This window comes from Spirillospora sp. CA-128828, from assembly GCF_050945415.1.
Lineage (GTDB): Bacteria > Actinomycetota > Actinomycetes > Streptosporangiales > Streptosporangiaceae > Spirillospora.
In genome coordinates this window covers 4,149,755-4,173,892 of sequence record NZ_CP191986.1, presented here as the reverse complement: position 1 = coordinate 4,173,892, position 24,138 = coordinate 4,149,755, and the positions used below count along the sequence as shown (strand labels likewise).

Sequence of the window (24,138 nt, the reverse complement as noted above, 5' to 3'; positions counted from 1 at the left end):
CTAATTAAGTCGCTCCGGATCGTCAACGCCGTCCCGTCGTGGACAGCAGCCAGGCCAGGTACACACCGCCCAGGACACCGGTGACGACACCGACCGGTACCGCGACCGGGAGGTGCAGCGAGAGCAGGTCGCCGCCGGCCAGCAGCGCGGCGCCGGTCAGCGCGGCGGGCAGCAGCTGCGCGCCCGGACGCCGGGTCAGCCGCCGCGCGAGCTGCGGGGCGGCCAGCGCGACGAACGGAACGGGCCCTGCCGCCGCGGTCGCCGCCGCGACGAGCCCGACCCCCGCGAGCGTCAGCAGCGCCCGGGTCCGCTGGACGGGCACGCCGAGCGCCCGTGCGGTGTCGTCCCCCAGCTCCCCCATCCCGAGCGGACGGGCCAGGATCAGCGCTGCCGGAACGAGCACGGCCAGGGCGAGGGCGAGGGGCACGGCCTGGTCCCAGTCCCGCCCGTTCAGGCTGCCGGTCAGCCAGAACGCGGCCTCGTACGCCTCGCGCAGCTCCGCGCGGGTGATCAGATAGGAGTTGAGCGCCTCCAGCATCGCCGCGGCCGCGACGCCGATCAGCACGAGCCGGACGCCGTGCACACCGCCGCCCCGCCGGTAGGCGACCAGGTAGACGGCCAGCGCGGTCAGCACCGCGCCCGCCACCGAGCTGACCGTGATGGCGACCGCACCGCCTCCGAACACGAGGATCTGCAGCAGCGCGCCGGTCGCCGAGCCGGTGGTGAAGCCGATCAGGTCGGGGCTGCCGAGCGGGTTGCGGGAGATGCTCTGGAAGATCGCGCCGCTGAGCCCGAGCGCGAGGCCCGCGAGCAGCCCGGTGACCGCGCGCGGCAGCCGGAGCGTCGTGACGATGAACTCGGTGGCCCGGTCGCCCTGGCCGATGAGGACGCGCACCACGTCCGGCGGCGAGATGGGGAACTCCCCCGAGCCGACGACGAGCACGGCGGCGCCGGCCGCGACCGCCGCCAGCACCCCGCACACCGCCGCCGCCCGCGGTTCCCATCGCAGCGACACCCCGGCCGCACGGATGACTCTCACAGCTCGCGCGTCCTCCCCCGCCGGACCATCACCGCGAACAGCGGCGCCCCGAGGAAAGCGGTGACGATGCCGGTCTCCAGTTCGCCGGGCGCGATGACGCGCCCGAGGATGTCCGCGCCGAGCAGCAGCACCGGCGCGAGCAGCAGCGAGCAGGGCAGGACGATCCGCTGGTCCGGGCCCACCACCGCCCGGACGATGAAGGGCACGGCCAGCCCGAGGAACGTGATCGGCCCGGCCGCGGCCGTCGCGGACCCGCACAGCAGGACCACCGCGAGCGCGCCGAGCGCCCGCGTCCGCCCGGGATTCGAGCCGAGGGCCCGGCCGGCGTCGTCGCCCAGGCCGAGCGCGTTCAGCGGACGGGCGAGCAGCAGCGCCAGTACCGTTCCCGCCGCGACGAAAGGCAGGACGCGGAGGAAGACCGCCATGTCCCGCCCGCCGAGCGAGCCGACCTGCCAGAACCGGAAGCCGCTGAAGTTGTGCGGAGTGAACAGCATGACGCCGGCCGTCATCGCGCTGAAGGCGGCGTTGACCGCGGCCCCCGCGAGCACCAGCCGCGCCGGGGAGGCGCCGCCGCGCCCGCGCGCACCGATCAGGTAGACGAGCGCTGCCGCCCCCGCCGCGCCGGCGAACGCCGCCCAGACGTAGACCAGCACCTCGTCCACCCGGAACGCGCCGATGACGAGGACGACCGCGAGCGCCGCGCCGCCGTTCACGCCGAGCAGCCCCGGCTCGGCGAGCGGGTTGCGGGTGAGGGCCTGCATCACGGCCCCGGCCAGCCCGAGCGCCATTCCGGCGGCGACGCCGAGGAGGGTGCGCGGCAGCCGCAGCTCATGGACGATCAGGTCGTCGCGCGACCCGCCGTCCGGGGAGAACACACCGGGCAGCACGGCCCTGAACGGGACGTGCTCGGCGCCGATGGCGAGGCTCGCCACGACCGTCAGCAGGAGCAGGGCCACGAGAAGGACCGGCCACCGGACGCGGGCGCCGCGCGATCGCCCTGGCCGCTCCGAAACCTTCGGCGGGCGCCTTCGCGCGGGGGACAGCACCAGATAAGGCTAGCCTAAGCTAACTCCCCCCTCAAGGCCACCTCACCCGCCCATGCGCGCCAACAATACAGACGTATGGTATACATACATATTGGAAGTTGAACGCCTGTATTGGAGTGAGCCGATGACGGCAGCCGGCCGGGGCAAAGGCCCGGCACAAGAGGATCTGACGGCACGCGCCCGGATCCGGGACGCGGCGATGGAGCAGTTCGCCGAGCACGGCATGAGGGGCGCGACGTTCCGCGCGATCGCCGAGGCCGCCGGGGTCTCGGTGGGGCTCGTCCAGCACCACTTCGGCTCGAAGGAGTCGCTGCGCGAGGCGTGCGACGCCTACGCGCTCGACAGGATCCGCGAGCTCAGCTCCGCGAGCGCCGCCGGCGGCATGCACGACCCGGGGTTCCTGGCGGCGACGGTGCGGGCCGACCTGCCGCTGCGCCGCTATCTGGCCCGGGCGCTCGTCGACGGATCCATGGCCGCGGCGCGGATGTTCGACGACCTGGTGGTCACCACCGAGCAGTACTTCACGGACCTGCCGCCCGGCTTCAATCCGCCCACCACCCGCGACCCGCACGCCTACGCGGCCGCGCTGGTCGCGATGACCGTGGGGATGGAGGTGCTGCACGAGCACCTGTCCCGCGTGCTGGACGCCGACACCTTCACCCCCGAGGGCTCGCTGCGGCTGCGTCGCGCGGTCCTGGAGGTCTTCGGTGACCGGCTGCTGAGCGAGGAGGTCGTCGCGGACGTGCACGCGGCGATGGACGAATACGAGAAGACCCTTTCCAAGGGAGATGAGAATGACTGATGTGGTCCAGGCCGACGGCCTGGTCAAGACGTTCGGCCGGACGCGCGCGCTCGACGGCCTCGACCTGCGGGTCGCGCCGGGCGAGGTGCACGGGTTCCTCGGCCCGAACGGCGCCGGGAAGTCCACGACGATCCGCGTCCTGCTGGGGCTGATGCGCGCCGACTCCGGCACCGCGAGCCTGCTCGGCGGGGACCCCTGGCGGGACGCCACCGCCCTGCACCGCCGCATCGCCTACGTGCCGGGCGACGTCACCCTGTGGCCGAACCTGTCCGGCGGCGAGGTCATCGACCTGCTCGGGCGCCTGCGCGGCGGGCTCGACCAGGACCGCCGGGCCGAGCTGCTGGACCGTTTCGAACTCGACCCGAAGAAGAAGGGCCGCGCCTACTCCAAGGGGAACCGGCAGAAGGTCGCCCTCGTCGCGGCGTTCGCGTCCGACGCGGAACTGCTCATCCTGGACGAGCCCACGTCCGGTCTCGACCCGCTCATGGAAGAGATCTTCCAGGAGTGCGTGCAGGAGGAGAAGCGCGGCGGGCGCACCGTGCTGCTGTCGAGCCACATCCTCAGCGAGGTCGAGGCGCTCTGCGACCGCGTCACCATCATCCGCAAGGGCCGGACGGTCGAGACCGGCACGCTCGCGGATCTGCGCCACCTGACCCGCACGTCCATCAATGCCGAGCTCGCCGCGCCGCCGGACGGCGTCCCGCTGCCGGGGGCGCACGACGTCCGCATCGACGGCAACACCATCACGTTCGAGGTCGAGACCACCGAACTGGACGCCGCGCTCAGGCAGCTCACCCAGATCGGCATCCGGACTCTGACGAGCCGTCCGCCCACGCTCGAAGAGCTGTTCCTGCGCCACTACGAGGACGACCTCGCCAAGGAGCCGGTGTCATGACCACCACGACCGTGAACGCCCCCGCGCTCGCGTCGGGGCGGGACGGCGGGCTGACCGGCACCGGCATGCTGCTGAAGATCTGGCTGCGCCGCGACCGCGTCATGATGCCCGCCTGGATCTACGGGCTGACCGCGCTGGTCTCCAGCACCGTCTACAGCTTCAAGCACGAGTACGACACGGCGTCCGCCCTGCAGAGCTTCGCCCGCGGGATCAACGACAACCCGTCCATGCGGGCGCTGTACGGGCCCGTCCTGAACTACCAGAGCGTCGGCGGGGTCAGCGCGTGGCGCCTCGGCGCGACCGGCACCGCGATGGTCGCCGTCATGTGCGTCCTTCTCGTCGTCCGGCACACGCGCGCCGAGGAGGAGACCGGCCGGCTGGAACTCGTGGGGGCCGCGTCCGTCGGGCGCCGCGCGCCGCTGACCGCCGCGCTGCTGACCGCCGTGACGGCCGCCGGCACGCTGGGGGCCGTCGCCGCGCTCGTCATGATCGTCTTCGGCCTTCCGGTGGCCGGATCGATCGCGTTCGGCCTCTCCTGGTTCAGCGCGGGGCTGGTGTTCGCGGGCGTCGCCGCGCTCACGGCCCAGCTCGCGGAGAGCTCCCGCCTCGCCAACGGCCTGGCCCTGGGCATCCTCGCGGCGGCGTTCATGCTGCGCGCCGTGGCCGACGCCGGCTCGTCGGCGCACTGGCTGTCCTGGCTGTCGCCGATCGGCTGGGCCCAGCGCGTCCGGCCCTGCGCGGACGAGCAGTGGGCGGTCCTCCTGCTCCCCTTCGCCGCCTTCGTGCTGCTGGCCGCCGCCGCCTACGCGCTGACGGAACGCCGTGACCTCGGCGCCGGGATCCTGGCCCCGTCCCTCGGCCCCGTCAACGCACCGCCGTCCCTGCGCGGTCCGCTCGCCCTCTCATGGCGGCTCCAGCGCGGCACGCTCATCGCCTGGTCGGCGGGGTTCCTGCTGTACGGGATGGCTCTCGGCGGCGTCGTGGACGGAGTCGACGACCTGGTGAACGGCAGCGACGCCGTCCTGGACGACATCCGCAAGATGGGCGGCGGCCAGCAGGACATCGCGGACGCCTTCCTCGCCACCGCCATGGGCCTCATGGCCCTCTTCACCGCCACCTACGCGGTGCAGAGCGTCCTGCGGCTGCGGGCCGAGGAGAGCAGCGGGCGCCTCGAACCCGTCCTCGCGACCGCCGTGGGCCGCACCCGCTGGGCCGTCGCCAACCTGGCCGTCACCGTCGCGGGCACGGTGGTCCTGCTGACCCTGACCGGCCTCGGCGTCGGCCTCGTGCACGGGGCCCGCTCCCATGACCTGACCGGCCAGCTCCCGCGCGAGCTCGGCGCCGCACTCGTCCAGCTCCCCTCGGTCTGGGTGATCGCAGCCGTCACCGTGCTGCTGTTCGGCGCGCTCCCCCGCGCGGCGTCCGCCGGCTGGGGGGTCCTGGCCGTCTGCCTGCTCCTCGGCCAGGTCGGGCCCCTGCTGAAGCTCCCGCAGGCCGTCATGGACGTCTCCCCGTTCACCCACACGCCGAAGCTCCCCGGCGGTGACGCCGACCCGCTCCCGCTCGTCGCGCTCACCGCGGTGGCGGCCGCCGTGACGGCGGCCGGCCTGATCGCCTTCCGCCGCCGCGACGTCACCTGATCCCGTCAGCCGGCCGGGTGGTCGGGGTGGGCGAGGAGCCAGGCCCAGATCTCGATCGGGTCCTCCGCGGTGTGCTGGGCACCGCAGTGGCAGATGCCGGTGAGACGGTCCGAGCCGGGCGACCACTCCACGCGCAGGCGGCCCGAGCTCATCGGGCCCTGCCTTTCTGGGGGGCGACCCCCAGACCCCCGGGCCCGGCGGCCCGACGATCCTCGCTTCGCTGCGGTCATCGGGCCGCCTGCCGCCGCAGGATGCGGCGGGCGGCCAGGCCTCCGGTGTCGATGTTGATGGAGAGCTCCTGGTACCCCTCCGGCTCGGACGCGATGACCTTCTCCAGGACGTTCAGCGCCTTGACGTCCTGGAGGACGACCGTGCGGTTGTTGCCGGCCATGAACGCCGAGACCTTCTCGTCGTCCAGGGCGAAGTCGCGGGCGACGAGCCAGAAGTCGTGCGTGCTGGTCTCGGTCTCGGGGGTGATGGCGTAGCCGACCTCGACGTGGAACGCCTTCGAGTCGTCGCCGTCCGGGCCGGGCTCCACGCCGGTGGGCGCGATGCGGCTGTGCAGGAGGTAGAGGCACGGCGGATGGTACTCGATGTCCTGCCAGCGGTCGATGCGGCCCTCGATGCCGGTGGACTCGGAGTAGAAGGGCGGGCATTCCACGTCCTTCATGCGCCGGCTCACGAAGACGATGCCGGCCTCCTCGTCGACCTCCGTGTTGATCGGGGTCTGCGCCACCTCGGGCGTCCCGATGTAGCCGGCGTGCAGGTACGTCTCGTGGGACAGGTCGAGGAGGTTGTCGACGAGCAGCTCGTACCGGGCGGCGAGCGGCTCCATCCCGCGGACGGTCGTGTACTCCGGCGAGTCGAACCACGTCGCGCGCGGGATCGCGGACGCGTCGCCCTCGCCGTCCCCGATCCACACCCAGACGAACGAGTCCTGCTCGACGACCTGGAAGGCCGGGACGCGGGCGGTGCGGGGAACGCGGGTCTGGCCCGGCACCGCGACGCACACGCCGTCGGGCGCGTAGGTGAAGCCGTGGTAGCCGCAGACGATCCGGTCGCCGTCGCGGCTGCTCTCGGAGAGGGGGAAGCGGCGGTGCACGCAGCGGTCCGTGAGCGCGACGGGCTCGCCCGCCCGCGTTCGGTACATGACGAGGGGCTCCCCGCAAATGGTGCGGGCGAGCAGATCGTCGCCGACCTCCTGGCTGTAGGCGGCCACGTACCACTGGTTGCGTGCGAAGACCATGACGGCGCTCCTCCTGGTCGACGATGAGCGGGGACGACGGGGTCACGACGACCCTCCCGGCGGGACGGTGAGCCAGGCCACACCGCTTCCGTCCAACGGAAGAACGCCCGTCAGCGTCCGTGCATCGCGGTCTCCGGGGAACGCAGGGCGCGCGGCGCGCCGAGGGCCCGGGAGATGCCGCGGGCGCTGGCGCGGACGACCGGGACGAGCGCCCGCGCCTCCCAGCCGTCGGCGGGGACGACGATGGCGACGGCGGCGACGACGGTGTCGTCCGGCCCGTACACGGGGGCGCCGACCGACAGGGCGAACGTCTCCACCTGCCCGTCGCTGATCGCCACCCCGGTGCGGCGCACCTCGGCGAGGACACGGCGCAGTTCGGCGCCGGAGGAGATCGTCTTGCCGGTGAAGCGGCGCAGCGGCCCGGCGATGGCGCGCTCCTGCACGGCGGTGTCGGCGTGCGCGAGCATCGCGAGGCCGACGCCGGTCGCGTGGGCGGGCCAGCGGCCGCCCACGCGGGAGAACACGTGGACGGCGTCGCGGGCGGAGATCCGCTCGATGTAGACGACCTCCAGCCCGTCCAGGACGGCGAGGTGGACGTTCTCGTGCGTCGCCTCGTACAGGTCCTCCAGGAACGGCATCGCCGCCTCGCGCAGCGCGGGCCCGCGGGGCGCGAGCGCGGCGACCTCCCAGAGCCGCAGGCCGACCCGGTAGAGCCCGTCGGCGTCGCGTTCGAGCGCGCCCCAGCAGGTCAGCTCGCCGACCAGCCGGTGCGCGGTGGACAGCGGCAGGCCCGCGCGGCGGCTGATCTGCGTGATGTTCAGCGCGGTGCGCTCGGCGGAGAACGCCTCCAGGATGTCCAGGACGCGGCTGGTGACCGTCGGGCGTCCCGCGTCGCGCGTCGTCATGGACCGCCGTACTCCTCCCGCAGCCGCGCCTTGAGGATCTTACCGGCGGCGTTACGGGGGATCTCCTCCGCCAGCACGGCCGACTTGGGGATCTTGTAGCGGGCGAGCCGGCCGGACAGGCCGGCGAGCACCTTGTCCGGGCTCACGTCCGCGCCCGGACGCGGGACGACGACGGCGCGGCCGACCTCGCCCCAGGCGTCGTCCCGGACGCCGATGACCGCGCACTCCAGGACGTCGGGATCGTCGAGGATCGCGTTCTCGACCTCGGCCGGGTACACGTTCTCACCCCCGGAGATGATGACGTCCTTGATGCGGTCGACGATGAAGGCGTAGCCGTCCTCGTCGAGGCGGGCCGCGTCGCCGCTGCGGAACCAGCCCTCGCTGAACACGGCCGCGGTCTCGTCGGGCCGCCCCCAGTAACCGCGCATGACATGCGGCCCCTCGACGACGACCTCGCCGGTCTCGCCGGGCGGGACGTCCGTCAGGTCGGGGCCGACGACGCGGACGTCGCTGAAGAAGTGCGGCACCCCGGCCGAACCCGCCTTGGACACCGCGTGCTCCGCGTCGAGGAAGAGCGTGCCGGGCGCGGCCTCGGTCATCCCGTATCCCTGCAGGAACGTCAGCCCCCGCTTCTGGTAGGTCTCGATGAGCGACGGGGGCACCGGGGCGCCGCCGCAGGTCAGGATGCGGAGGGAGGACAGGTCGGCGTCCGCCCAGCCGGGTTCCCGCGCGACCCGCTGGAACATCGTCGGCACGCCGAACATGAACGTGATCCGCCGCTCCTCGATCAGCCGCAGCGTGGCCGCCGGGTCGAACGCGGCGACCAGCACGCACGTCCCGCCCTTGAGCAGCACCGGCAGCGTGAGCATGTTGAGCCCCGCGGTGTGGAACAGCGGCGCCGACACGAGCGCCACCTCCCCCGCGACCAGGTCGTGGTCGATCAGCACGTTGATCGCGTTCCAGGTGATGTTGCCGTGCGTGAGGACCGCGCCCTTGGGCCGCCCGGTCGTCCCGGACGTGTACATGATCATGCAGGGCTCGTCGAGTGTCACCGGGAGGTCGAGCGGGTCGTCGTCCGCCCCGGCGAGCAGCTCTTCGTAGTCGCCGTCGAGGGCGATGTGCGCGCGGACGGGGGTACCGCCGCGGATCCCGTCCACCAGCCCGGCGTGCGAGGGCCCGTGGACGAGCACCGACGTGCCCGAGTCGTCCAGCTGGTAGGCGATCTCCGGGCCGGCGAGCCGCGTGTTGAGCGGGACGAAGATCCCGCCGAGCATGCCGGTCGCGAACAGCGTCTCCAGGAAGGACGGATGGTTCGGGCCGAGGTAGGCGACCCGGTCACCGTGCCGGACGCCGAGACCGCGAAGCGCGTGGGCGAGGCGCGCTACGCGGGCCGGCAGGTCCGCGTAGGTGAGCATCCGCCCCTCGTGGACCAGGGCGGCCGCCTGCGGGGTCTTGCGGGCGCGGCGCACCGGCCACGATCCGAGTCCTTCGTTGCGCATTCGGGCTGTCCTCTCCTCGGACGGTCAGTTCAGCAATACCGCCGGGCGGGTGCACTCGTCATCCCTTGTCATCCCCATCCCTGTCATCCCTTCGCCCGGTCCGGGGAGGAGCGTCTCTCCCACCAGGCGGCGGCGGACGGCACGAGCCCCCTCGGCAGGAACAGCACGACCAGGACGAGGAGCAGCCCGTAGACGGCGTACGACAGGACGGTCGGCGCGGACGCCGGCATCCCCTCCCGCGTGCCGATGTCGTTGAGCATCTGGAGGAGAAGGGTGATCGCGGTGGCCCCGGCGAGCGCGCCCCAGATCGTCCCGGCTCCCCCGACGACGACCATCACGACGTACTCGAACGAGAGCAGGACGGGGAACGAGCCCGGCGCGACGTACCCGATGTAGAAGGCGTAGACGCCGCCCGCCAGCCCGGCGAACCCTGCCGACAGGCTGAACACCGCCTGCTTGTAGAGGGCGACCGGCACACCGGAGGACGCGGCGGCGACCTCGCTGGTGGCGAGCGCCCGCAGCCCGCGTCCTGGACGGGACGTCACGATGTGGCGGGTGATCAGCACGACCAGCCCGAGGGCGCCGAGGGCCAGGTAGGCGTAGGAGACCTCGCTCGCGAACTCGTACCCGGCGACCCGCAGGCGCGGGACGCCCTGCAGCCCGATGTCGCCGCCCGTCCACTCCTGCCGTCCGACGAGGCTCAGCAGGATGAGCTGGATGGCGAGGGTGCCGAACGCGAGCTGGTGGCCGCGCAGCCGCAGCAGCGGGACGCCGACGAGCGCGGCGCACGCCGCCGCTACGACCGGGGCGAGCAGCAGCCCGAGCCAGGTCGGCAGGTCGTGCGTCGCGGTCAGTGCCGCCGTGTAGCCGCCGATCATGGTGAAGGACGCCTGGCCGAGCGAGACCTGCCCGGCGTATCCCATCAGCATGGAAAGGCCGACGGCCACGATCGCCGCCAGCAGGAGGAGCACGTATACCGACACCTGGGTCTCGGGCAGCAGCAGCGGGACGAGCAGCGCCACGACGGCGACGGCCGCGGCGGCCACCGTCCCGAAGGCGGGCCGGCGCCGGGACGCCGGTCCGGCGGCCCCGGTCACCGGCCGGTTCTTGCGGACGGACACGCTCATCGGGCGGCCTCCTCCTGCAGCGCGGTCCTCCGCGAGGCCCGCACCATCATGATCGCCAGCATCAGCGCCAGCGCGACGACGGTCTGGTAGGACGCCTCGCCGTAGCCCGCGACCATCGCCTCGGCGACACCGAGCGTCAGCGCGCCGGCGAGGGCGACGGCCGGGCGGTTCAGGCCGCCGAGCACGGCCGCCGCGAACCCGTTGGTGATGAGCAGGACGTCGCTGTTGTAGGAGATGGGCTGCAGCGGGGTGAGGAGCACCCCGGCGAGGCCGCCGAGCATCCCGCCGAGCGCGAACGCGACCAGGCCCATCCTCAGCGGGTCGATGCCCATGGCCCGCGCCGCGTAGGGGTTGGACGCGCACGCGCTGAGCGCCTTGCCCGCGTAGGTGCGTCCGAAGAACACCGCGAGCAGCGCGAACACGGCCGCGGTGACGGCGATGACGAGGAACGACTGCTTCTGCACGTGCGCGCCGAACAGTGTCACGGCGCCGCCGAGCCCCGCGAACGAGCGCGGGTTGTCGCCCCAGATCATGATCTCCGCCGCGTACGCCAGGAAGCCGAGCCCGAGTGTGACGATGAGCGCCGACTGCGGGGACGTGCCGCGCCGCCCGGTCGCGACGATCCCGGTCGCGAGGCCGGCCGCGCCCGCCACGATCACGGCGGCGGCCTCCGCCGCGCCGTGCGGCAGCCCGGCCGACAGCATCGAGCCCGCCGTCATCCCGCCGACGACGGCGAACATGCCCTGCGCGAAGTTCACCACGCGGGTCACCCGGTGGATCGTGACGAGGCCGCTGGCCAGCAGCGCGAAGCCGCAGCCCGCGGCGATCCCCGAGATGAGGTACTGCAGGAAGGCGCTCATGTCCCCGCCTCCGTGTCGGTGCGTCCGCCCAGGTAGGCGTCCGCCACGTCGGGGCCCGCCGCGAGCTCGGCGGCGGTGCCCTCGGCCCGGATGCGGCCCGCCTCCAGCACGTAGCCGCGCCCGCACAGGTCGAGCGCCAGCCGGGCGTTCTGCTCGATCAGCAGGACGGCGAGGCCGCGCTCGGCGTTCAGGGCCCGCAGGTGTTCGGCGAGGTCGGCGGTGACGAGCGGCGCGAGGCCGAGCGACAACTCGTCCACGACGACGACGTCGGGCTCGGCCATCAGCGCGCGGCCGAACGCGACCATCTGCTGCTGCCCGCCCGACAACGACCCGGCCCGCCGCCTTCGCAGGTCGGCGAGCTGCGGCAGCACCTCGTACACGCGCCCGGTGTCGCGCGCCCCCTTCGCGCGGCGGCGGCGCCAGGCGCCGAGGGCGAGGTTGTCCTCGACGGTCAGGTCGTCGAACATCTGGCGCCCCTCGGGAACGAGCGACACCCTTCCGCGCACGTCCACCCGTCCCGCCGCCGGGCGCAGCACGCCGGCGATCGCGTTGACGAGCGAGGTCTTGCCCGCCCCGTTCGGGCCGATGAGCGCCACCAGCTCCCCGGCCCGGACGGTCAGCCCGACATGGTCGAGCGCGGTCGCCGTCCCGTACCGGACGACGAGCCCGTCCACCTCGATCAGGGAGGTCATGCCGTCCGCCTGTGGGGGGCGACCCCCCACACCCCCCGGCAAGGGCTGCCGCATGCCCTCACTCCGCTCGCTGCGCTCGCTGCGTTCCGTCATGCGGCCTCCTCCCCGAGATACGCGGCGATGACGGCGGGGTCTTCGCGGATCTCGTCCGGGGTGCCCTCGGCGATGAGGCGGCCGAGGTCCAGGACGCTGACCCGGTCGGCGAGGCGGGCGACGAACGCCACGTCGTGCTCGACGAGCATGATCGTCAGACCTTCGGCGCGCAGGCCCTCGACCAGTTGCGCGAGGGCCTCCCGCTCGCCGGTGCGCAGCCCGGACGCCGGCTCGTCCAGCAGCAGGAGCCGGGGGCGCGCGCACAGAGCCCGCGCCACCTGCAGCGACCGCTGCTGGCCGAGCGGCAGGACGTCCGCCGAGCGGTGCGCCCAGTCGCGCAGGCCGACCCGGTCGAGCGCGGCCAGCGCGTCCGCCCTGATCCCGGCCTCCTCGCGGCGGTGGGACGGGAGCCGCAGCGTCGCGGCCAGGAAGCCGTGCCGGGTGCGGGCGTGCGCGCCGACCATGACGTTCTCCAGCGCGGTCATCCCGTGGAAGAGCCGGGCGCCCTGGAAGACGATCGCGATGCCGAGCCGGGCCCGCGCGTGCGGCGGCAGCCGGTCGATCCGCCGCGGCCCGTCGCCCATCCCGTACCGCAGCGTCCCGTGGTCCGGCACGAGGTGGCCGCTGATCAGGTTGAACAGGGTGGACTTGCCCGCGCCGTTCGGGCCGATCACGGCGCGGGTCTCGCCCTCGGTCACCGTCATGGCGACGTCGCGGACGGCGTACACGCCGCCGAACGCGCGCCCGACGGAGCCGATCTCCAGCAGCGTCGTCATCCGGCGGCCTTCGCGGTCTCTGCGAGCTGCTTGACCGACCAGTCGGTGGGGACGAGCTTGCCGTCCTTGACCTGGTTCATGGAGATGTCGCTGGGCCGGAGGCCGGAGTGGTCGGCCTTCGAGTAGGTGTACTTGCCGCAGGGGGTGACGAGGGTGAGGCCCTCCAGCGCGTCCCGGATCTTCTCCCGGTCGGTGCCGCCCTTCTCGATCGCGGCGGCGAGCAGCTTGACGCCCGAGTAGCCGTCCATGGCGAACTGCGGCGGCTGGTATCCGTACTTCTGCTCGAACGGCCCGGACATCTCCTGGACGGCCTGCTTGAGCTTCCCGTCCGGCAGGTAGTCGCCGACGACGCCTATGGCGGACTGCACGTACACGCCTTCGGCGGCCTTCCCGACCGGGTCGAGCCACAGCTTGCTGGCCTGCGAGGCGGTCATGTAGAGCGGCAGCTTCAGCCCGGACGACGGGTACTGCTTGGCGAGCGTCACGCCGGGGGCGCCGCTCGCCCAGGCGACGAGCGCCTGCGCGCCGGAGTCGCGGACGTGCGTGAACAGCGGGCTGAAGTCCGACGCCGTCGTCTCGTAGGTCTCCGCCTTGACGATCTGCACCCCGTACTGGCCGGCGTACTTCTGCATGCCCCCGTAGCCGGCCTTGGCGTAGGCGCTCTTGGTGTCGTAGGCGACGGCGATCTTGGTGATGTCGTGCGCCTTGAAGTAGCCGAGCATCGCCTGCGCATAGGTGGACGAGACCGCCGGGACGACGAAGGTGTACTTGCGGATCGGGTCGACCTGCTCGTCGGCCGGGGCCAGCGAGATGTAGGGGATCCGCTCTCGTTCGGCGAGCGGCTCGACCGCAAGACCGACGTTGGAGAACGTCGACCCGATGATCGCGGTGACCTTCTCCGACTTGAGCTTGTTGAAGTGCAGCACCCCCTGGTCAGGGGCGGTCTTGTCGTCGAGGGTGATGAGCTTGATCTTGCGGCCGCCGATGCCGCCGGCGGTGTTGATCTGGTCGACGGCCAGCTCCACGGTCTTCTTCGCCTCGCCGCCGAGCGGCGCGTAGTTGCCGGTCAGCGACTCGATGAAGCCGATCTTGAGGGCGGAGCCGCCCGATCCGCCGGAGTCGCCGCACGCGGCGGTGAGCCCGGTGGTGGCCAGCACCGAGGCGGCCAGAAGGGGGACGAGTGTGCGCACTGGGGACCTCCCGGGGTGGGCGTGCCCCGAAGTTAGGCGTATTCTTCACGGCAGTCAATGATCTGCCCAACATCATCGGGACGGCGGTCCGGGCGCACCGCGCCGTCGTTACGCTGGCGGGATGACGGGAGCCGAACGGTGAGTGCACGGATCGAGGCCGGGCCGATGCCCGCGGGCGGGCAGTCCCCGAGGCTGCGGCCGCAGTCGCTGATGCTGACCTACCTCGGCAACTACGTGCTCGGACGCGGCATCGCCGTCTTCTCCGGCAGCTTCATCGACACCTTCGCCGGGCTCGGCGTCGGCGAGCACGCCGTCCGCTCGACCCTGACGCGCATGGTCGGCAGGGGCCTGCTGGAACGGCACCGCGAGGGCCGGCGCATGCACTTCGGCCTCACCCCGCGCTCCGAGGAGATCCTGCACGACGGTGAGGAGCGCGTCTGGCGGCGCGGCGTCCTCAACACCGACTGGGACGGCAACTGGACCGTGCTGGCGTTCTCCATGCCCGAGTCGTGGCAGCGGGTCCGGCACGACCTGCGGGCCCGCCTCACCTGGGCCGGGTTCGGGTCGCTCGGCAACGGCACATGGATCGCGCCGTCCCGGGTGGACGTCCGGCCGATCGTGTCCGGCCTCGGCCTGAACGGGCACCTGAAGGTGTTCGCCGGCCCGGCCGAGGAGCCGACCGACGTCCCGCACATGCTCCGCGAGGCGTTCGACCTCGACGGCCTCGCGGGCGGCTACCGGGCGTTCCTCGACCGCTGGGACCGCGCCGACCCGCTCCCCCACGCACCCGACGACCTCGCCCGCTACCTGTGGATGACCACCGAGTGGCTGCAGCTGGTCCGGGCCGACCCGCGGCTGCCCGTCGAGCACCTGCCGGAGGGCTGGCCGGCGGTCCGCGGGCAGCACGTTCTGCTGGAGTTGCGCGACCGGTACGAGGCGACCGCGCGGTCGCTGGCGGACGCGGCCATCGAGTACGTCCAGGTGAGCTGACCGCCACCCGCCCTTCCGGAGGTGCGGTGGTCCTCCCCCACTGCGGACCCGCCCAGCGCCAGGGCGCATGACCTCCTCTTTCCCGGGTACGCCGGGTGCCTGCGACAACGGGAGGTGATCGGCATGTCCCTCGGAGCCGGCGAACCATCGGACGCGGCTCCGCCCGATCCGCTGCGGGTCCGCAGCGGACTCCGCGGGCCCTGCCTGCTCGTGGAGGCGGAGGGGGAGTTCACGATCCTCACGGCCGACATGCTGCGCGAGCGCGTCCTCGCCGACATGCGGGATCTCACCGGGCCGCCGCTCGTCGTCCTGGACGTCGGCGAGGTGAGCTTCTGCGACTCCTCGGGACTGAACGCCCTGGTCGTCCTCTGGAAGGCCGCGCACCGGCGCGGCGGCGAGTTCGTCCTCGCCCGCCCCCGGCGCCGGTTCCACGCGATCATCGAGCGCAGCGGCCTGGACCGGCACCTCATCGCCCACCCGACCGCCGACCAGGCCATCGACGCGCTGACCCCGCGCTGACCCGCGCGTGCCCACGCCCGGACGGCCCCCGGTCCGCCACGGCCGCGCGACCGGCGGGCGGCGGCCCGGAGAGCGCGGCGGCTAGAGTCGGCCGCACGATGACGAGCGACGACGAACTCCTGCGGAACCTGCTCACCGGAGCCCCGGAGAGCGAGCCGCAGACCGACCGGATCCTGGACGCCGCCCTGCGCTCCTTCGAGACCTACGGGCCGCGCCGTACCACCATGGACGACGTCGCGCGCGAGTCCGGCCTCGGCCGCGCCACGATCTACCGGCGGTTCCCCACCAAGGGCGACCTCGTCACGGGCGTGCTGCTGCGGGAGGCGCGGCGGTTCTTCGCCGAGCTGGACGAGGCGGTCCAGGCGTTCCCCACCCTGGAGGAACGCCTCGTGGAAGGGTTCGCGGTCACCCTGCGGATCAGCCGCGAGCAGCGGCTGATGACCCGCCTCATGGTCGTCGAGCCCGAACTGTTCCTCCCGCACTCCACGGTCAAGGCCGGGCCGCTGCTCGCCGCCGCGCGCGGCTACCTCGCCCGCCGGCTGCGCACCGCGCAGCGGCTCGGCGCGGCCCCCGCGGACGTCGACCCGGAGCTGGTCGCCGAGATCCTCGTCCGCCTCACCCACTCGCTCGTCCTCACCCCGGACGGCCACATCCCGCTCGACGACGCGGGCGCCCGCGACTTCGCCCGCCGCTACCTCGTCCCGATCATCCGCGGCACCCCCTCCTGACCGCGCCGGAGCTCCGGAAAACCGGAATCCGGTACGACGCCGGCCAGGTCGGCGTGCACAAATCCTCAGTTTGCGGATGTGTGCCGGGAACGGAAGTGTGCTCAACTATGAACCGGCGCCGGAAACGGCATCGAAGGTCGGCCGGGCGATCGCCTCGCCCTTGCGGGCAGGGGGTCAGCACTTCATGAGTCGTCCGGTCAGGCGCTCTTCGCGGCAGGGGTCCGGAATACCGCAGGTGAAAGCCGCCCGGGAACTGCTGGACTGGATCGAGCGACTCGGCACCCTGGCCGCCGTCCCCGCCGTCGCCGTCCTCCTTTTCGCGTTTCTCGCGTCCCACTGGCTCGCGGCCGCCGGCGCCGCCCTTCTCCTCGCCGCCGTCGGCGTCCGGTTCCTGACGTTCCGCCGCCGGTTCGGAATCCTGGAGCGCCGCAGGCTCAGCGCCTACCACCGCGCCGAGGTCGAGGCACTCGCCGCGCGCCTTCCGGTCGACGGAGGCGCGCCACTCGATACGCACGAGGAACGGCTGCGCACCGGTTTCGGATTCGTGGACCCGTCCTTTTCCGGATCGGGGGCGCTGCGGGACGGCCGGCCGATCGTCGACGTCGTCACCGACATTCTCCGAAGCGGGGACAAGGCGATGCTGATGGGCGAGCCCGGATCGGGCAAATCCCTCATCGCCGCCCTCGTCTTCGCCCGGCTGGCCGACGAGTTCGCCGCGTCCCCGCGCAAGGCGCGCTGCCCTCTCTTCCTGCACCTCAACGCGATGAAACCGCAGGCGGACCCGCCGGACACCGGGCTGACCCGGGCCGAGGAACAGGCGCTCTGGCTCAAGGACCAGCTCGCCGCCGAGGTCACCCTTCCCGAGGCGGGCAAACTCGCCAGGCTGCTGGACGACGGCCGGATCGTCCTGGTGTGCGACGGCCTCGACGAGGCTCCGGTGATGCGCTCCCCGCACCTGCTCACCAGCATCGTCCCGGAGAGCCTCTTCGGCCTCTTCCGGGTCCCGTCCATGCTGACGTCGCGGACGGCGTTCTACAGCATCTACGTCGACGCGACCGAGCTCATGTCCGGGTTCACGAGCGCCGGGCGGCTGCTGCCCCTGCGGTTCGAGGAGCAGGGCGCGGCCTTCCTCCGGTGGTACGCCACCGCCCGGGGCCATCCGGAGCTGGCCGGCGAGCTGATCCGGATCATCGGCGGGAACCCGTCCCTGCGGGAGGCCGTCGCCAGGCCGCTCATCCTGCGGATGACGGCCGAGGTGCTCCTCGACCTGGTCCTGCAGGACCACGATGCCGAGAGCTTCCTGTCCGCCGGCCACGGCGGAGAGACCTCGGCCGTCTACAGCCGGTACGTCGACAAGTGGCTGCAGCGGGAGCAGGCCAAGGAACCCTCGAAGCTCACCTGGTGGCAGAAGGGCGAGCTGATCGAGTGCGTGGCCTGGGAGATCTTCTCCAAGTCGCTGGCCTCGGGACGCGGGTGGGGGCACTTCGAGCTGAAGGACCTGCTGGTCGAGGCGGACGAGCTGCGCCGGATCGCCGGGCGCTGGCTCGAATCCAGCATCCTCGTGGACGCGACCGTCGACGAGATCTGCCGCGAGCTCGTGCACCGGTCGTTCCTGATCATCTCCAACGACCGGCGGCGCTACCGTTTCGTCCACAAGTCGTTCTTCGAGTTCTGCGTGGCGCGCCACGTCGTCCGGTGCCTCGACGAACGCCGCGCGGAGCACCGCGCCGGCCGGACGGAGCTGCTGCTGCATCCGCTTCCTGACGAGGTCATCGACTTCGTCCGGGAGCTGCTGCTCGCCGTCTCGTCCTCGCCCGACGAACGCGCCGCCACCGAGGCGACGTTCCTCGCGATCCTCAACCGGGTCGACATCGACGCGGGCACCGGTTACCTGATGGCGGCCCAGCAGGCGGCCAACCTCCTGCCGATCGTCGCGGGCTCACGGACGATGGAGCTGCTGCGGTCGGGCGAGCTGTTCCCCGAACACCCCTTCCTGCAGCGCGCGGTCGCCGTGGCCGACGCCCTCCACCACGACCGGCACGAACTCCTCGACGAGTTCGTCAAGCGGATGGAGACCGACCACGAGGCCGAGTCGTTCCACATGGGCTACAACCGCATCTACTACGGCGACCAGGCGTTCGGCGACGGGCTGTGGATGGACGACAACCACCCCGAATGCGGGCGCTTCTTCCGGGCCACCGTCCGGCATGTGAAGACCCCGGCGTACCGGCGCATCCGGGTCATGGACCTCTACACGGTGCGCGCCCTCCTGGGCAATCCCGACCGGCGCCGTTACCTGATCGGCCGGGAGGAGCGGGCCCTGCGGGAGCTCGAGTCGCTGACCGCCGACCCCGATCCGGAGCTCGGTCCGGAGTACGACCGGCAGCGGGTGCTGCTCCGCGAGGAGCTCAGGGCGTCGCTGCCGGAGACAGAGCGCCGACCAGAGGAAGCGTCACCGCCGGAGATCCCACAAAGCTGAGGTCGGGGAGGTCGGCGAGCCGCCGCACGAGTTCGCCGTCCGCTCCGCGGATCTCGGCCCCGGCCTCCCGGAGCAGCAGCAGCGAGCCCAGCAGCTCGGTGCCCGTGCACTGGTAGACGGTGAGCGCGTCGAGCCCGCCGCGCAGGTAGAGGAAGACGTCGATCGTCGGCGCCCACGTCGAGAAGAGCCGCCGGCTCCGTGCGTGCAGCAGCGAGGTGAGGGCATCGAGCCGCTCGTCCCCCTGGGTGTGGTAGCCGACCCAGAGCGCGGTGGCGGGCAATGCGGCCGGGAGCGGGCTCGTCCGTTCGAACGGGCGGCCGTTGACCGTCACGCCCCGGCCGGCCACGGCGCAGGCGACGTCGCCGGTGTGCGCCTCCCCGATGGCCGCCACGATCGGCTCGCCCCGATGGCACAGGGTCACGGCCGCGCCGTAGACGGGCAGGCCGTAGGCGTAGTTGTTGGTTCCGTCCAGCGGATCGACGAGCCACACGTGATCGGACCCGGCGAAAAGGGTGCCCGACTCCTCGGCCTCGATCGTGTGGGTGGGGAAGCGCTCGTGGAGGGTGGCGACGATGAGCCGCTCCGCCTCCCGGTCGACCTGCGTCACGACGTCGCCGCGCGGCCCCTTCACCTCGACGTCCAGCGTCCGGCCGAAGTGCCCGCGGGCCACCTCGAGCGCCGCCGCCACGGCCTGCCCGGCCACGTCCGCATGGAGATCGGCATCGTCGTGCATCTGCCCAGCCTAAACCTGCCCGGGTCGCCCGCGCGTCGACCGCCGCCGCCACACCCCGGCCGCCCTGCTCAGGCGCCTCCACCGGCGGGAAGTGTGATCCGGACCCGGGTGCCTTCGCCGGGCGGGCTCTCGATGGCGACGTGGCCGCGGAGGGCGCGCACCCGGTCGGTGAGGCCGACCAGGCCGCCGCGCGGGACCGGGCCGGCGCCGCCGACACCGTCGTCGCGGACCTCGGCGACGATCCCGTCCGGGCCGGAACGGACGGTCAGCTCGATCGACCCCGCCTGCGCATGCTTGACGGCGTTGGTGAGGGCCTCGCAGAGCGCGAAGTAGAGGGTCGACTCGATCTCGGGCGGGAAGCGGGCGGCGGGCAGGTCGAGCCGGACGGGCACTCCGGCGCGGGCGGCGACCAGTTCCATCGCCGGGGCGAGGCCCGCGTCCGCGAGGATCGCCGGGTGCACGCCGCGGGCCAGGTCGTCCAGTTCGGCGACCGCCTCGGCCAGCTCGCGGCGGCAGGTCCGGGCCTGCTCCCGGGCGCGCAGGTCGGCCGCCGCGTCCTCCAGGAGCGCGAGCATCTCCTCCAGCGCGCGGAGCCGCTGCTGGGCGCTGCGCTTCAGGTCGGCGGCCAGCCGTTCGCGCTCCGCCGCCTGCACCCGGACCAGGCGCTCCTGCGCGTCGCGGGCCCGTTCCAGGGCGGCCTGCGCGGCGGCCTGCAGCCGGACGGTCTCCAGCGCGCGGCCGCCGGCGATCAGCGCCGCCTCGACGAGCGGCTCGTGGTCGCGGAGCGCGACGGCGACGTCGACGGTGGCGAGGGGCTCACCGCCGGACGTCCGGACCTCGTGCCGCCACCGCCCCGGCTCGCCGCCGGGCGCGCCTGGCGTCCGGCGGCCGGCCACGTCGACGTAGCCGCCGTCGGCCCACAGCCACAGGTCGAGGGTGCCGTCGCGCAGCACGGCCCGCAGCGCGTCGCGGACCTTCGCCACGGAGACGGGGTCGGTGAGCAGCCGCTGCATCCGCTCGGCGACGGTCAGCTCGGCGAACCGGGCGCGCAGCGCGGTGCCGAGGAACACCAGCGGCAGGACCGTGGCGAAGACGCCCTGGGCGAGGTAGACGTCCAGCACGTCGTCCAGGTCGACGGCGGTGCCGAACAGCGTGCCCTGCACGGCGAGGGCGCCGGTGACGCCGACCGTGACGGTGAGCGCGACGGGGATCATGAGCGCGCGGTCCAGCCTGCCTGTCCGCGGCAGCCGCGCCACCAGGATGACGACCAGGGCGCCGGCCAGCGCCGCCATCGCGGCCGCCAGCCCCCGCTGGACGCCTTCGAACAGCTCGCGGTCCGGACGCACCGCCGGCCAGGCCACCGTGTCGGCGAATCCGTTCCAGCGGGGCCGGGAGAAGGCGCACAGCAGCACCTGCCCGCCGACCATGATCATGACCGCGGCGGCGGTCCACAGCCGGGCGACGGCGCCCTCCAGGCGTGCGCCCGGATACAGCAGCACCCCGACGCCGATCGCGAGGAAGAACACCGACTGGGCGAACACCGACACCAGCGGTGCCGCGCCGGTGTTCCAGGCCGCCGACCACGTGACCGCCCAGGCCCCGGCGGCGACGACGAACGCCGCACCGGTCCGCCGGCCGAGCCGGCCGGCCGCGAACAGGCCACCCGCGACGGCGAACCCGCCGCAGCACGCGAGGGTGACCACGGCCTCGGCGGGATGCCCTCGCCAGTGCGGCCAGCCGCACGCGAGCGCCGCCGCGGCGGCCGCCGTGCCCGCGGCCAGGGCGCGGCGGACCCGCGCACCGAGCCACAGTGGCGGCCACGAGGGGACGGGCCTCACCGCGATCCTTTCCGTCTCGTACCGGGAAATCACCGTCCGGCAGTGGGGTTTTCCCGGATGCGCCCAGGATGCGGCACCGGGAGCATGGGAGCGTGCCGGAGACGGCCTTGTGAACGAGCCCGAGGGCCCTTGGCGCGTCCCGGTGGCGTGCGGGGGCCACCACCGGGTCACCCAACGCGACCCGGCTCGCACGGTCAGTTTTCACCACCGTGCGCCGGGAACGCGAGAGGCCGTTATCCGATTGATGCGCCGGACCCGTGGTCCGCGATGGGCGGGCGTGTCCGCATCCGGTCAGCGGGTCTCGGCGGCGCGCAGCCACGTCAGGACGGCGAGCACGCGCTTGTTGCTGTCCTGCGGACCCGGCGGGCCGCCCGTCGAAGTGATCTTGAGCTTGGTGAAGATGGCCCGCACGTGGTCCTCGACGGTGCGGGCGGACAGGTGCAGCCGCTTGCCGATCCCCGCGTTGGAGTGGCCCTCGGCCATCAGCGCCAGCACCTCGCGCTCGCGCCCGGACAGCAGGGCGAGCTCGTGCTCGCGGTGCCGGGCCTCAACGAGCCGGGTCACCACCTCCGGGTCGATGACCACCTCGCCGCTCATGACCCGCTCCAGCGCCGACCGCAGGTTCTCCACGTCCGTGACGTGGTCCTTCAGCAGGTAGCCGACGCCGCGCGGCTGGTCGCGGAACAGCTCCATCGCCTGCGGGGTCTCGTTGAAGGCGGACAGCACGAGGACGCCGAGGCCGGGGTGGCGGTCGAGGAGCCGGCGCGCCGCGACGACGCCCTCGTTGGTGAACGTCGGGGGCATGTGCAGGTCGACGATGGCCACGTCGGGCGGGTCGTCGGCGACGCGGGCCAGCAGTTCCTCCCCGGAGCCGGCGGACACCACGACGTCGATCCCGACCGTGGTGAGCAGGGTGACCAGCGCCTGCCGGAAGATCCCGCTGTCCTCCGCCACGGCTACTCGCATGGCAGATCCATCCTTATCCTCGTGCCCGCGCCGGGCTCGCCGCCGATGTCGACCTGGCCGCGCAGCGCCCTGATCCGGCCGGACAGCCCGGCCGGTTCCGCTGCCGGGTCGGTGGAGCCGCGGGCGTCCAGGCCGACCTCAGCGACCAGCCGTCCGTCCTCCTCGCCGACCCGCACGGACACCTGGGTCGCACGCGCGCGGTCGACAGCGTACGACAGCGTCTCGCAAAGCGCCGAGTAAAGCGTGGACTCGATCTCACGGGAGTACCGCCGCGGGGTGACGTCGAGCTTGACGCGGATGCCGAGCCGCTCGGCGACCACCTCCAGCGCCGGGCCCAGCCCGTCCTGGACGAGCAGCGCCGGCTGGACCTCGCGGGCGAGCGCGCGCAGTTCGGCGAGCGCCCCCATCAGCTCGGCGCGGCAGGTCCGGGCGTGCTCCTTCACCGCCGGGTCGTCGGTGACGGCCTCCAGCGTCCCGAGCATGGCGCCGAGTGCCAGCAGCCGCTGCTGCGCGCCGTCGTGCAGGTCGCGGGCGAGCCGTTCGCGCTCGGCCGTCTCGGCCCGGACGAGGCGCCGGTACGCGGACCTGACCTGTTCGAGGCCCGCCTGGACGCTCGCCTGCAGCCGCGCCGTCTCCAGCGCCCGGCCGCCCGCGACGAGCGCGGCCTCCACGAGGGAGCCGTGGTCGCGGAGGGCTTCGCCGAGCTCCACGACGGCGAGCGGATCCCCGGCGGCGCTGCGCACCCGGTGCCGCCAGCGTCCTCCCTCACCGCCGTCTCCCTCACCGCCGTCACCCTCATCGTCGCCCGCCAGGTCGAGCGGGACGGGCCGGCCGGCGATGTCGACATAGGTCTGCTCCATCGGCGCCCAGAACCAGAGCTCCAGCGTCGGGTCGTGCAGGACGTCCCGCAAAGCGTCGCGGATCCGTTCGACCGACACCGGAGCGGTGAGCCGGAGCATCCGGCCGGCGACCGTCAGCTCGGCGAGGCGGACCCGCAGCCCGGACGCCAGCAGGGTGAGCGGGACCAGCACGACCACCGCGCCCTGCACCACGTAGACGCGGAGCAGGTCGTCCAGCGGGATCGAGTCCTCCATGATCGGCTTCTGGGTGATCGCGGCCAGGATGCCGACGAACCCGACCGCGACGGTCACCGGGAAGGTGAGCAGCCGCCGCATCCTGCCCATCCGCGGCAGCCGGAGCAGCAGCACGACGGCGAACGCCAAGGCCAGGAAGACGTACAGGACACCGGACACCTCCAGGACGATCCGGAAGGCCTCCCGGTCGGGGAACGGCGCGGGCCACCACACCGACTCGCCCTGGAAAGCTGCCCATTCCGGCTTGGACGTGACCCACAGCGCGGTCGGGCAGCCCCAAAGGATCACGCACGCCAGACCCGTCCAGATCCGGTCGGCCAGGTACTCCAGCCGCCCGCCGGGGTAAAGCAGGACGCCCACGGCGAGGGCGAGGTAGAAGTCGGCCTGGGCGTACGGCGACATGATCGGCCCGATGGTCGCGTCCCAGCTCGCCGCCCAGTTGACCGCCCAGAAGAACGACGCCGCCACGAACAGCAGCCCCGTCCGGCGGGTCCGCCCGCCGGTCGCCAGCAGCACGCCCACCACGGCGATCGCCGCGCAGCTCACCAGTGTGACCGCGGCGGCGGCCGGATGGTCCCGCCAGTACGGCCAGCCCGCGAGGAGCGCCAGCCCCGCCGCCGCCAGGCCGGCGACGAGGGCGCGCCTCGTCTCCGCCCCGAACCACGGCGGCGACCTGCGCCTCCGTGGTGCGGAAATCACCACGACCATCCTTTCCATGCTGGGACCTCGGCCCTCGTCCTGCCACCGGAAACCCACGGTGCCCGGGTCCGTGCTTTCCCGGAGCGCGGCAGCGCCGCGCCGCTCCCGGCCGGCGGCCGCACCGGAAGTCTCCCCGACCCCGCCGCGCGCTCACAGGGCCGTTATCCGATCGATGCGGGCGCCCTTCCGGCCTGTCGCCGGCGGAAAAGAATTGACAATCACCGGGAAAACCCGGTGATTCGTCCGGGGAGAGCCTGGGTTGCCGGTGCGGGCGGGTAATGC

At 73.1% G+C, this 24,138-nt stretch carries 22 protein-coding genes; 7 read left to right on the top strand and 15 right to left on the bottom strand.

What is annotated here, in order from left to right; translation table 11 throughout:
* Positions 1–22: 22 nt before the first annotated feature.
* The gene (locus ACQPXG_RS20515; protein WP_433469300.1) at positions 23–1,039 is read right to left on the bottom strand and encodes a FecCD family ABC transporter permease; all 1,017 of its coding nucleotides are present in this window, start codon (positions 1,037–1,039) and stop codon (positions 23–25) included.
* Positions 1,036–1,995, bottom strand: coding sequence for a FecCD family ABC transporter permease (locus ACQPXG_RS20510; RefSeq protein ID WP_433469299.1), 960 nt, complete (start codon positions 1,993–1,995; stop codon positions 1,036–1,038). Before ACQPXG_RS20510 ends, ACQPXG_RS20515 begins: the two co-directional genes overlap by 4 nt.
* Before the next feature lie 214 nt (positions 1,996–2,209).
* Here ACQPXG_RS20510 and ACQPXG_RS20505 point away from each other — a divergent pair, with 214 nt between their 5' ends.
* From ACQPXG_RS20505 to ACQPXG_RS20495, 3 genes are read left to right on the top strand one after another with little or no spacing between them, the layout of a single operon-like run.
* Positions 2,210–2,887, top strand: coding sequence for a TetR/AcrR family transcriptional regulator (locus ACQPXG_RS20505; protein ID WP_433469298.1), 678 nt, complete (start codon positions 2,210–2,212; stop codon positions 2,885–2,887).
* A complete protein-coding gene (locus ACQPXG_RS20500) occupies positions 2,880–3,782 on the top strand; it encodes an ABC transporter ATP-binding protein (RefSeq protein WP_433469297.1) in 903 nt (300 codons plus the stop codon). The genes ACQPXG_RS20505 and ACQPXG_RS20500 overlap by 8 nt, the downstream gene beginning before the upstream one ends.
* A complete protein-coding gene (locus ACQPXG_RS20495) occupies positions 3,779–5,422 on the top strand; it encodes an ABC transporter permease (RefSeq protein WP_433469296.1) in 1,644 nt (547 codons plus the stop codon). The genes ACQPXG_RS20500 and ACQPXG_RS20495 overlap by 4 nt, the downstream gene beginning before the upstream one ends.
* A 5-nt stretch (positions 5,423–5,427) precedes the next feature.
* Here ACQPXG_RS20495 and ACQPXG_RS20490 read toward each other — a convergent pair whose 3' ends face one another.
* From ACQPXG_RS20490 to ACQPXG_RS20450, 9 genes are all read right to left on the bottom strand, one after another.
* On the bottom strand, positions 5,428–5,574 hold the full coding sequence (locus tag ACQPXG_RS20490) for a hypothetical protein (RefSeq protein ID WP_433469295.1): 147 nt from the start codon (positions 5,572–5,574) through the stop codon (positions 5,428–5,430).
* 74 nt (positions 5,575–5,648) lie between these two features.
* Positions 5,649–6,668 carry a Rieske 2Fe-2S domain-containing protein gene (locus tag ACQPXG_RS20485; RefSeq protein WP_433469294.1) on the bottom strand — a complete coding sequence of 340 codons (1,020 nt, stop codon included), beginning with the start codon at positions 6,666–6,668 and terminating at the stop codon, positions 5,649–5,651.
* Positions 6,669–6,778: 110 nt separating this feature from the next.
* Positions 6,779–7,573: an IclR family transcriptional regulator gene (locus ACQPXG_RS20480; protein ID WP_433469293.1), complete on the bottom strand. Its 795-nt coding sequence runs from the start codon at positions 7,571–7,573 to the stop codon at positions 6,779–6,781.
* A complete protein-coding gene (locus tag ACQPXG_RS20475; protein WP_433469292.1) occupies positions 7,570–9,072 on the bottom strand; it encodes an acyl-CoA synthetase in 1,503 nt (500 codons plus the stop codon). The genes ACQPXG_RS20480 and ACQPXG_RS20475 overlap by 4 nt, the downstream gene beginning before the upstream one ends.
* An 83-nt stretch (positions 9,073–9,155) precedes the next feature.
* Complete coding sequence (locus ACQPXG_RS20470) at positions 9,156–10,199, bottom strand: branched-chain amino acid ABC transporter permease (protein WP_433469291.1); 1,044 nt, start codon at positions 10,197–10,199, stop codon at positions 9,156–9,158.
* Complete coding sequence (locus tag ACQPXG_RS20465) at positions 10,196–11,059, bottom strand: branched-chain amino acid ABC transporter permease (RefSeq protein WP_433469290.1); 864 nt, start codon at positions 11,057–11,059, stop codon at positions 10,196–10,198. Before ACQPXG_RS20465 ends, ACQPXG_RS20470 begins: the two co-directional genes overlap by 4 nt.
* On the bottom strand, positions 11,056–11,844 hold the full coding sequence (locus ACQPXG_RS20460; RefSeq protein ID WP_433469289.1) for an ABC transporter ATP-binding protein: 789 nt from the start codon (positions 11,842–11,844) through the stop codon (positions 11,056–11,058). The genes ACQPXG_RS20465 and ACQPXG_RS20460 overlap by 4 nt, the downstream gene beginning before the upstream one ends.
* On the bottom strand, positions 11,841–12,620 hold the full coding sequence (locus tag ACQPXG_RS20455; protein WP_433469288.1) for an ABC transporter ATP-binding protein: 780 nt from the start codon (positions 12,618–12,620) through the stop codon (positions 11,841–11,843). The genes ACQPXG_RS20460 and ACQPXG_RS20455 overlap by 4 nt, the downstream gene beginning before the upstream one ends.
* Positions 12,617–13,810, bottom strand: a complete 1,194-nt coding sequence (locus ACQPXG_RS20450) for an ABC transporter substrate-binding protein (RefSeq protein WP_433469287.1) — start codon at positions 13,808–13,810, stop codon at positions 12,617–12,619. Before ACQPXG_RS20450 ends, ACQPXG_RS20455 begins: the two co-directional genes overlap by 4 nt.
* Before the next feature lie 138 nt (positions 13,811–13,948).
* Between ACQPXG_RS20450 and ACQPXG_RS20445 the strand changes: the two genes are divergently transcribed.
* The 4 genes from ACQPXG_RS20445 (at position 13,949) to ACQPXG_RS20430 (ending at position 18,526) form a co-directional block, all read left to right on the top strand.
* Positions 13,949–14,800, top strand: a complete 852-nt coding sequence (locus ACQPXG_RS20445; protein ID WP_433469286.1) for a PaaX family transcriptional regulator — start codon at positions 13,949–13,951, stop codon at positions 14,798–14,800.
* Between the two features lie 123 nt (positions 14,801–14,923).
* On the top strand, positions 14,924–15,319 hold the full coding sequence (locus ACQPXG_RS20440; protein ID WP_433469285.1) for an STAS domain-containing protein: 396 nt from the start codon (positions 14,924–14,926) through the stop codon (positions 15,317–15,319).
* 98 nt (positions 15,320–15,417) lie between these two features.
* A complete protein-coding gene (locus ACQPXG_RS20435) occupies positions 15,418–16,047 on the top strand; it encodes a TetR/AcrR family transcriptional regulator (RefSeq protein WP_433469284.1) in 630 nt (209 codons plus the stop codon).
* 235 nt (positions 16,048–16,282) lie between these two features.
* Positions 16,283–18,526, top strand: a complete 2,244-nt coding sequence (locus ACQPXG_RS20430) for an NACHT domain-containing protein (protein WP_433469283.1) — start codon at positions 16,283–16,285, stop codon at positions 18,524–18,526.
* On the opposite strand, the gene ACQPXG_RS20425 is transcribed toward ACQPXG_RS20430, so the two are convergent.
* The 4 genes from ACQPXG_RS20425 to ACQPXG_RS20410 form a co-directional block, all read right to left on the bottom strand.
* Complete coding sequence (locus ACQPXG_RS20425) at positions 18,456–19,259, bottom strand: inositol monophosphatase family protein (protein WP_433469282.1); 804 nt, start codon at positions 19,257–19,259, stop codon at positions 18,456–18,458. The genes ACQPXG_RS20430 and ACQPXG_RS20425 overlap by 71 nt on opposite strands.
* Before the next feature lie 68 nt (positions 19,260–19,327).
* On the bottom strand, positions 19,328–21,097 hold the full coding sequence (locus ACQPXG_RS20420; protein WP_433469281.1) for a sensor histidine kinase: 1,770 nt from the start codon (positions 21,095–21,097) through the stop codon (positions 19,328–19,330).
* 291 nt (positions 21,098–21,388) lie between these two features.
* A complete protein-coding gene (locus ACQPXG_RS20415; protein WP_433469280.1) occupies positions 21,389–22,063 on the bottom strand; it encodes a response regulator transcription factor in 675 nt (224 codons plus the stop codon).
* Positions 22,054–23,865, bottom strand: a complete 1,812-nt coding sequence (locus tag ACQPXG_RS20410; protein ID WP_433469279.1) for a sensor histidine kinase — start codon at positions 23,863–23,865, stop codon at positions 22,054–22,056. The genes ACQPXG_RS20415 and ACQPXG_RS20410 overlap by 10 nt, the downstream gene beginning before the upstream one ends.
* Positions 23,866–24,138: the final 273 nt, after the last annotated feature.

Bases quoted from the DNA above. Each gene is read 5' to 3' on its own strand.
- ACQPXG_RS20505 (WP_433469298.1), top strand. From the start codon at position 2,210: ATGACGGCAGCCGGCCGGGGCAAAGGCCCGGCACAAGAGGATCTGACG.
- ACQPXG_RS20500 (WP_433469297.1), top strand. From the start codon at position 2,880: ATGACTGATGTGGTCCAGGCCGACGGCCTGGTCAAGACGTTCGGCCGG.
- ACQPXG_RS20495 (WP_433469296.1), top strand. From the start codon at position 3,779: ATGACCACCACGACCGTGAACGCCCCCGCGCTCGCGTCGGGGCGGGAC.
- ACQPXG_RS20490 (WP_433469295.1), bottom strand. From the start codon at position 5,574: ATGAGCTCGGGCCGCCTGCGCGTGGAGTGGTCGCCCGGCTCGGACCGT.
- ACQPXG_RS20485 (WP_433469294.1), bottom strand. From the start codon at position 6,668: ATGGTCTTCGCACGCAACCAGTGGTACGTGGCCGCCTACAGCCAGGAG.
- ACQPXG_RS20480 (WP_433469293.1), bottom strand. From the start codon at position 7,573: ATGACGACGCGCGACGCGGGACGCCCGACGGTCACCAGCCGCGTCCTG.
- ACQPXG_RS20475 (WP_433469292.1), bottom strand. From the start codon at position 9,072: ATGCGCAACGAAGGACTCGGATCGTGGCCGGTGCGCCGCGCCCGCAAG.
- ACQPXG_RS20470 (WP_433469291.1), bottom strand. From the start codon at position 10,199: ATGAGCGTGTCCGTCCGCAAGAACCGGCCGGTGACCGGGGCCGCCGGA.
- ACQPXG_RS20465 (WP_433469290.1), bottom strand. From the start codon at position 11,059: ATGAGCGCCTTCCTGCAGTACCTCATCTCGGGGATCGCCGCGGGCTGC.
- ACQPXG_RS20460 (WP_433469289.1), bottom strand. From the start codon at position 11,844: ATGACGGAACGCAGCGAGCGCAGCGAGCGGAGTGAGGGCATGCGGCAG.
- ACQPXG_RS20455 (WP_433469288.1), bottom strand. From the start codon at position 12,620: ATGACGACGCTGCTGGAGATCGGCTCCGTCGGGCGCGCGTTCGGCGGC.
- ACQPXG_RS20440 (WP_433469285.1), top strand. From the start codon at position 14,924: ATGTCCCTCGGAGCCGGCGAACCATCGGACGCGGCTCCGCCCGATCCG.
- ACQPXG_RS20435 (WP_433469284.1), top strand. From the start codon at position 15,418: ATGACGAGCGACGACGAACTCCTGCGGAACCTGCTCACCGGAGCCCCG.
- ACQPXG_RS20425 (WP_433469282.1), bottom strand. From the start codon at position 19,259: ATGCACGACGATGCCGATCTCCATGCGGACGTGGCCGGGCAGGCCGTG.
- ACQPXG_RS20415 (WP_433469280.1), bottom strand. From the start codon at position 22,063: ATGCGAGTAGCCGTGGCGGAGGACAGCGGGATCTTCCGGCAGGCGCTG.
- ACQPXG_RS20410 (WP_433469279.1), bottom strand. From the start codon at position 23,865: ATGGTCGTGGTGATTTCCGCACCACGGAGGCGCAGGTCGCCGCCGTGG.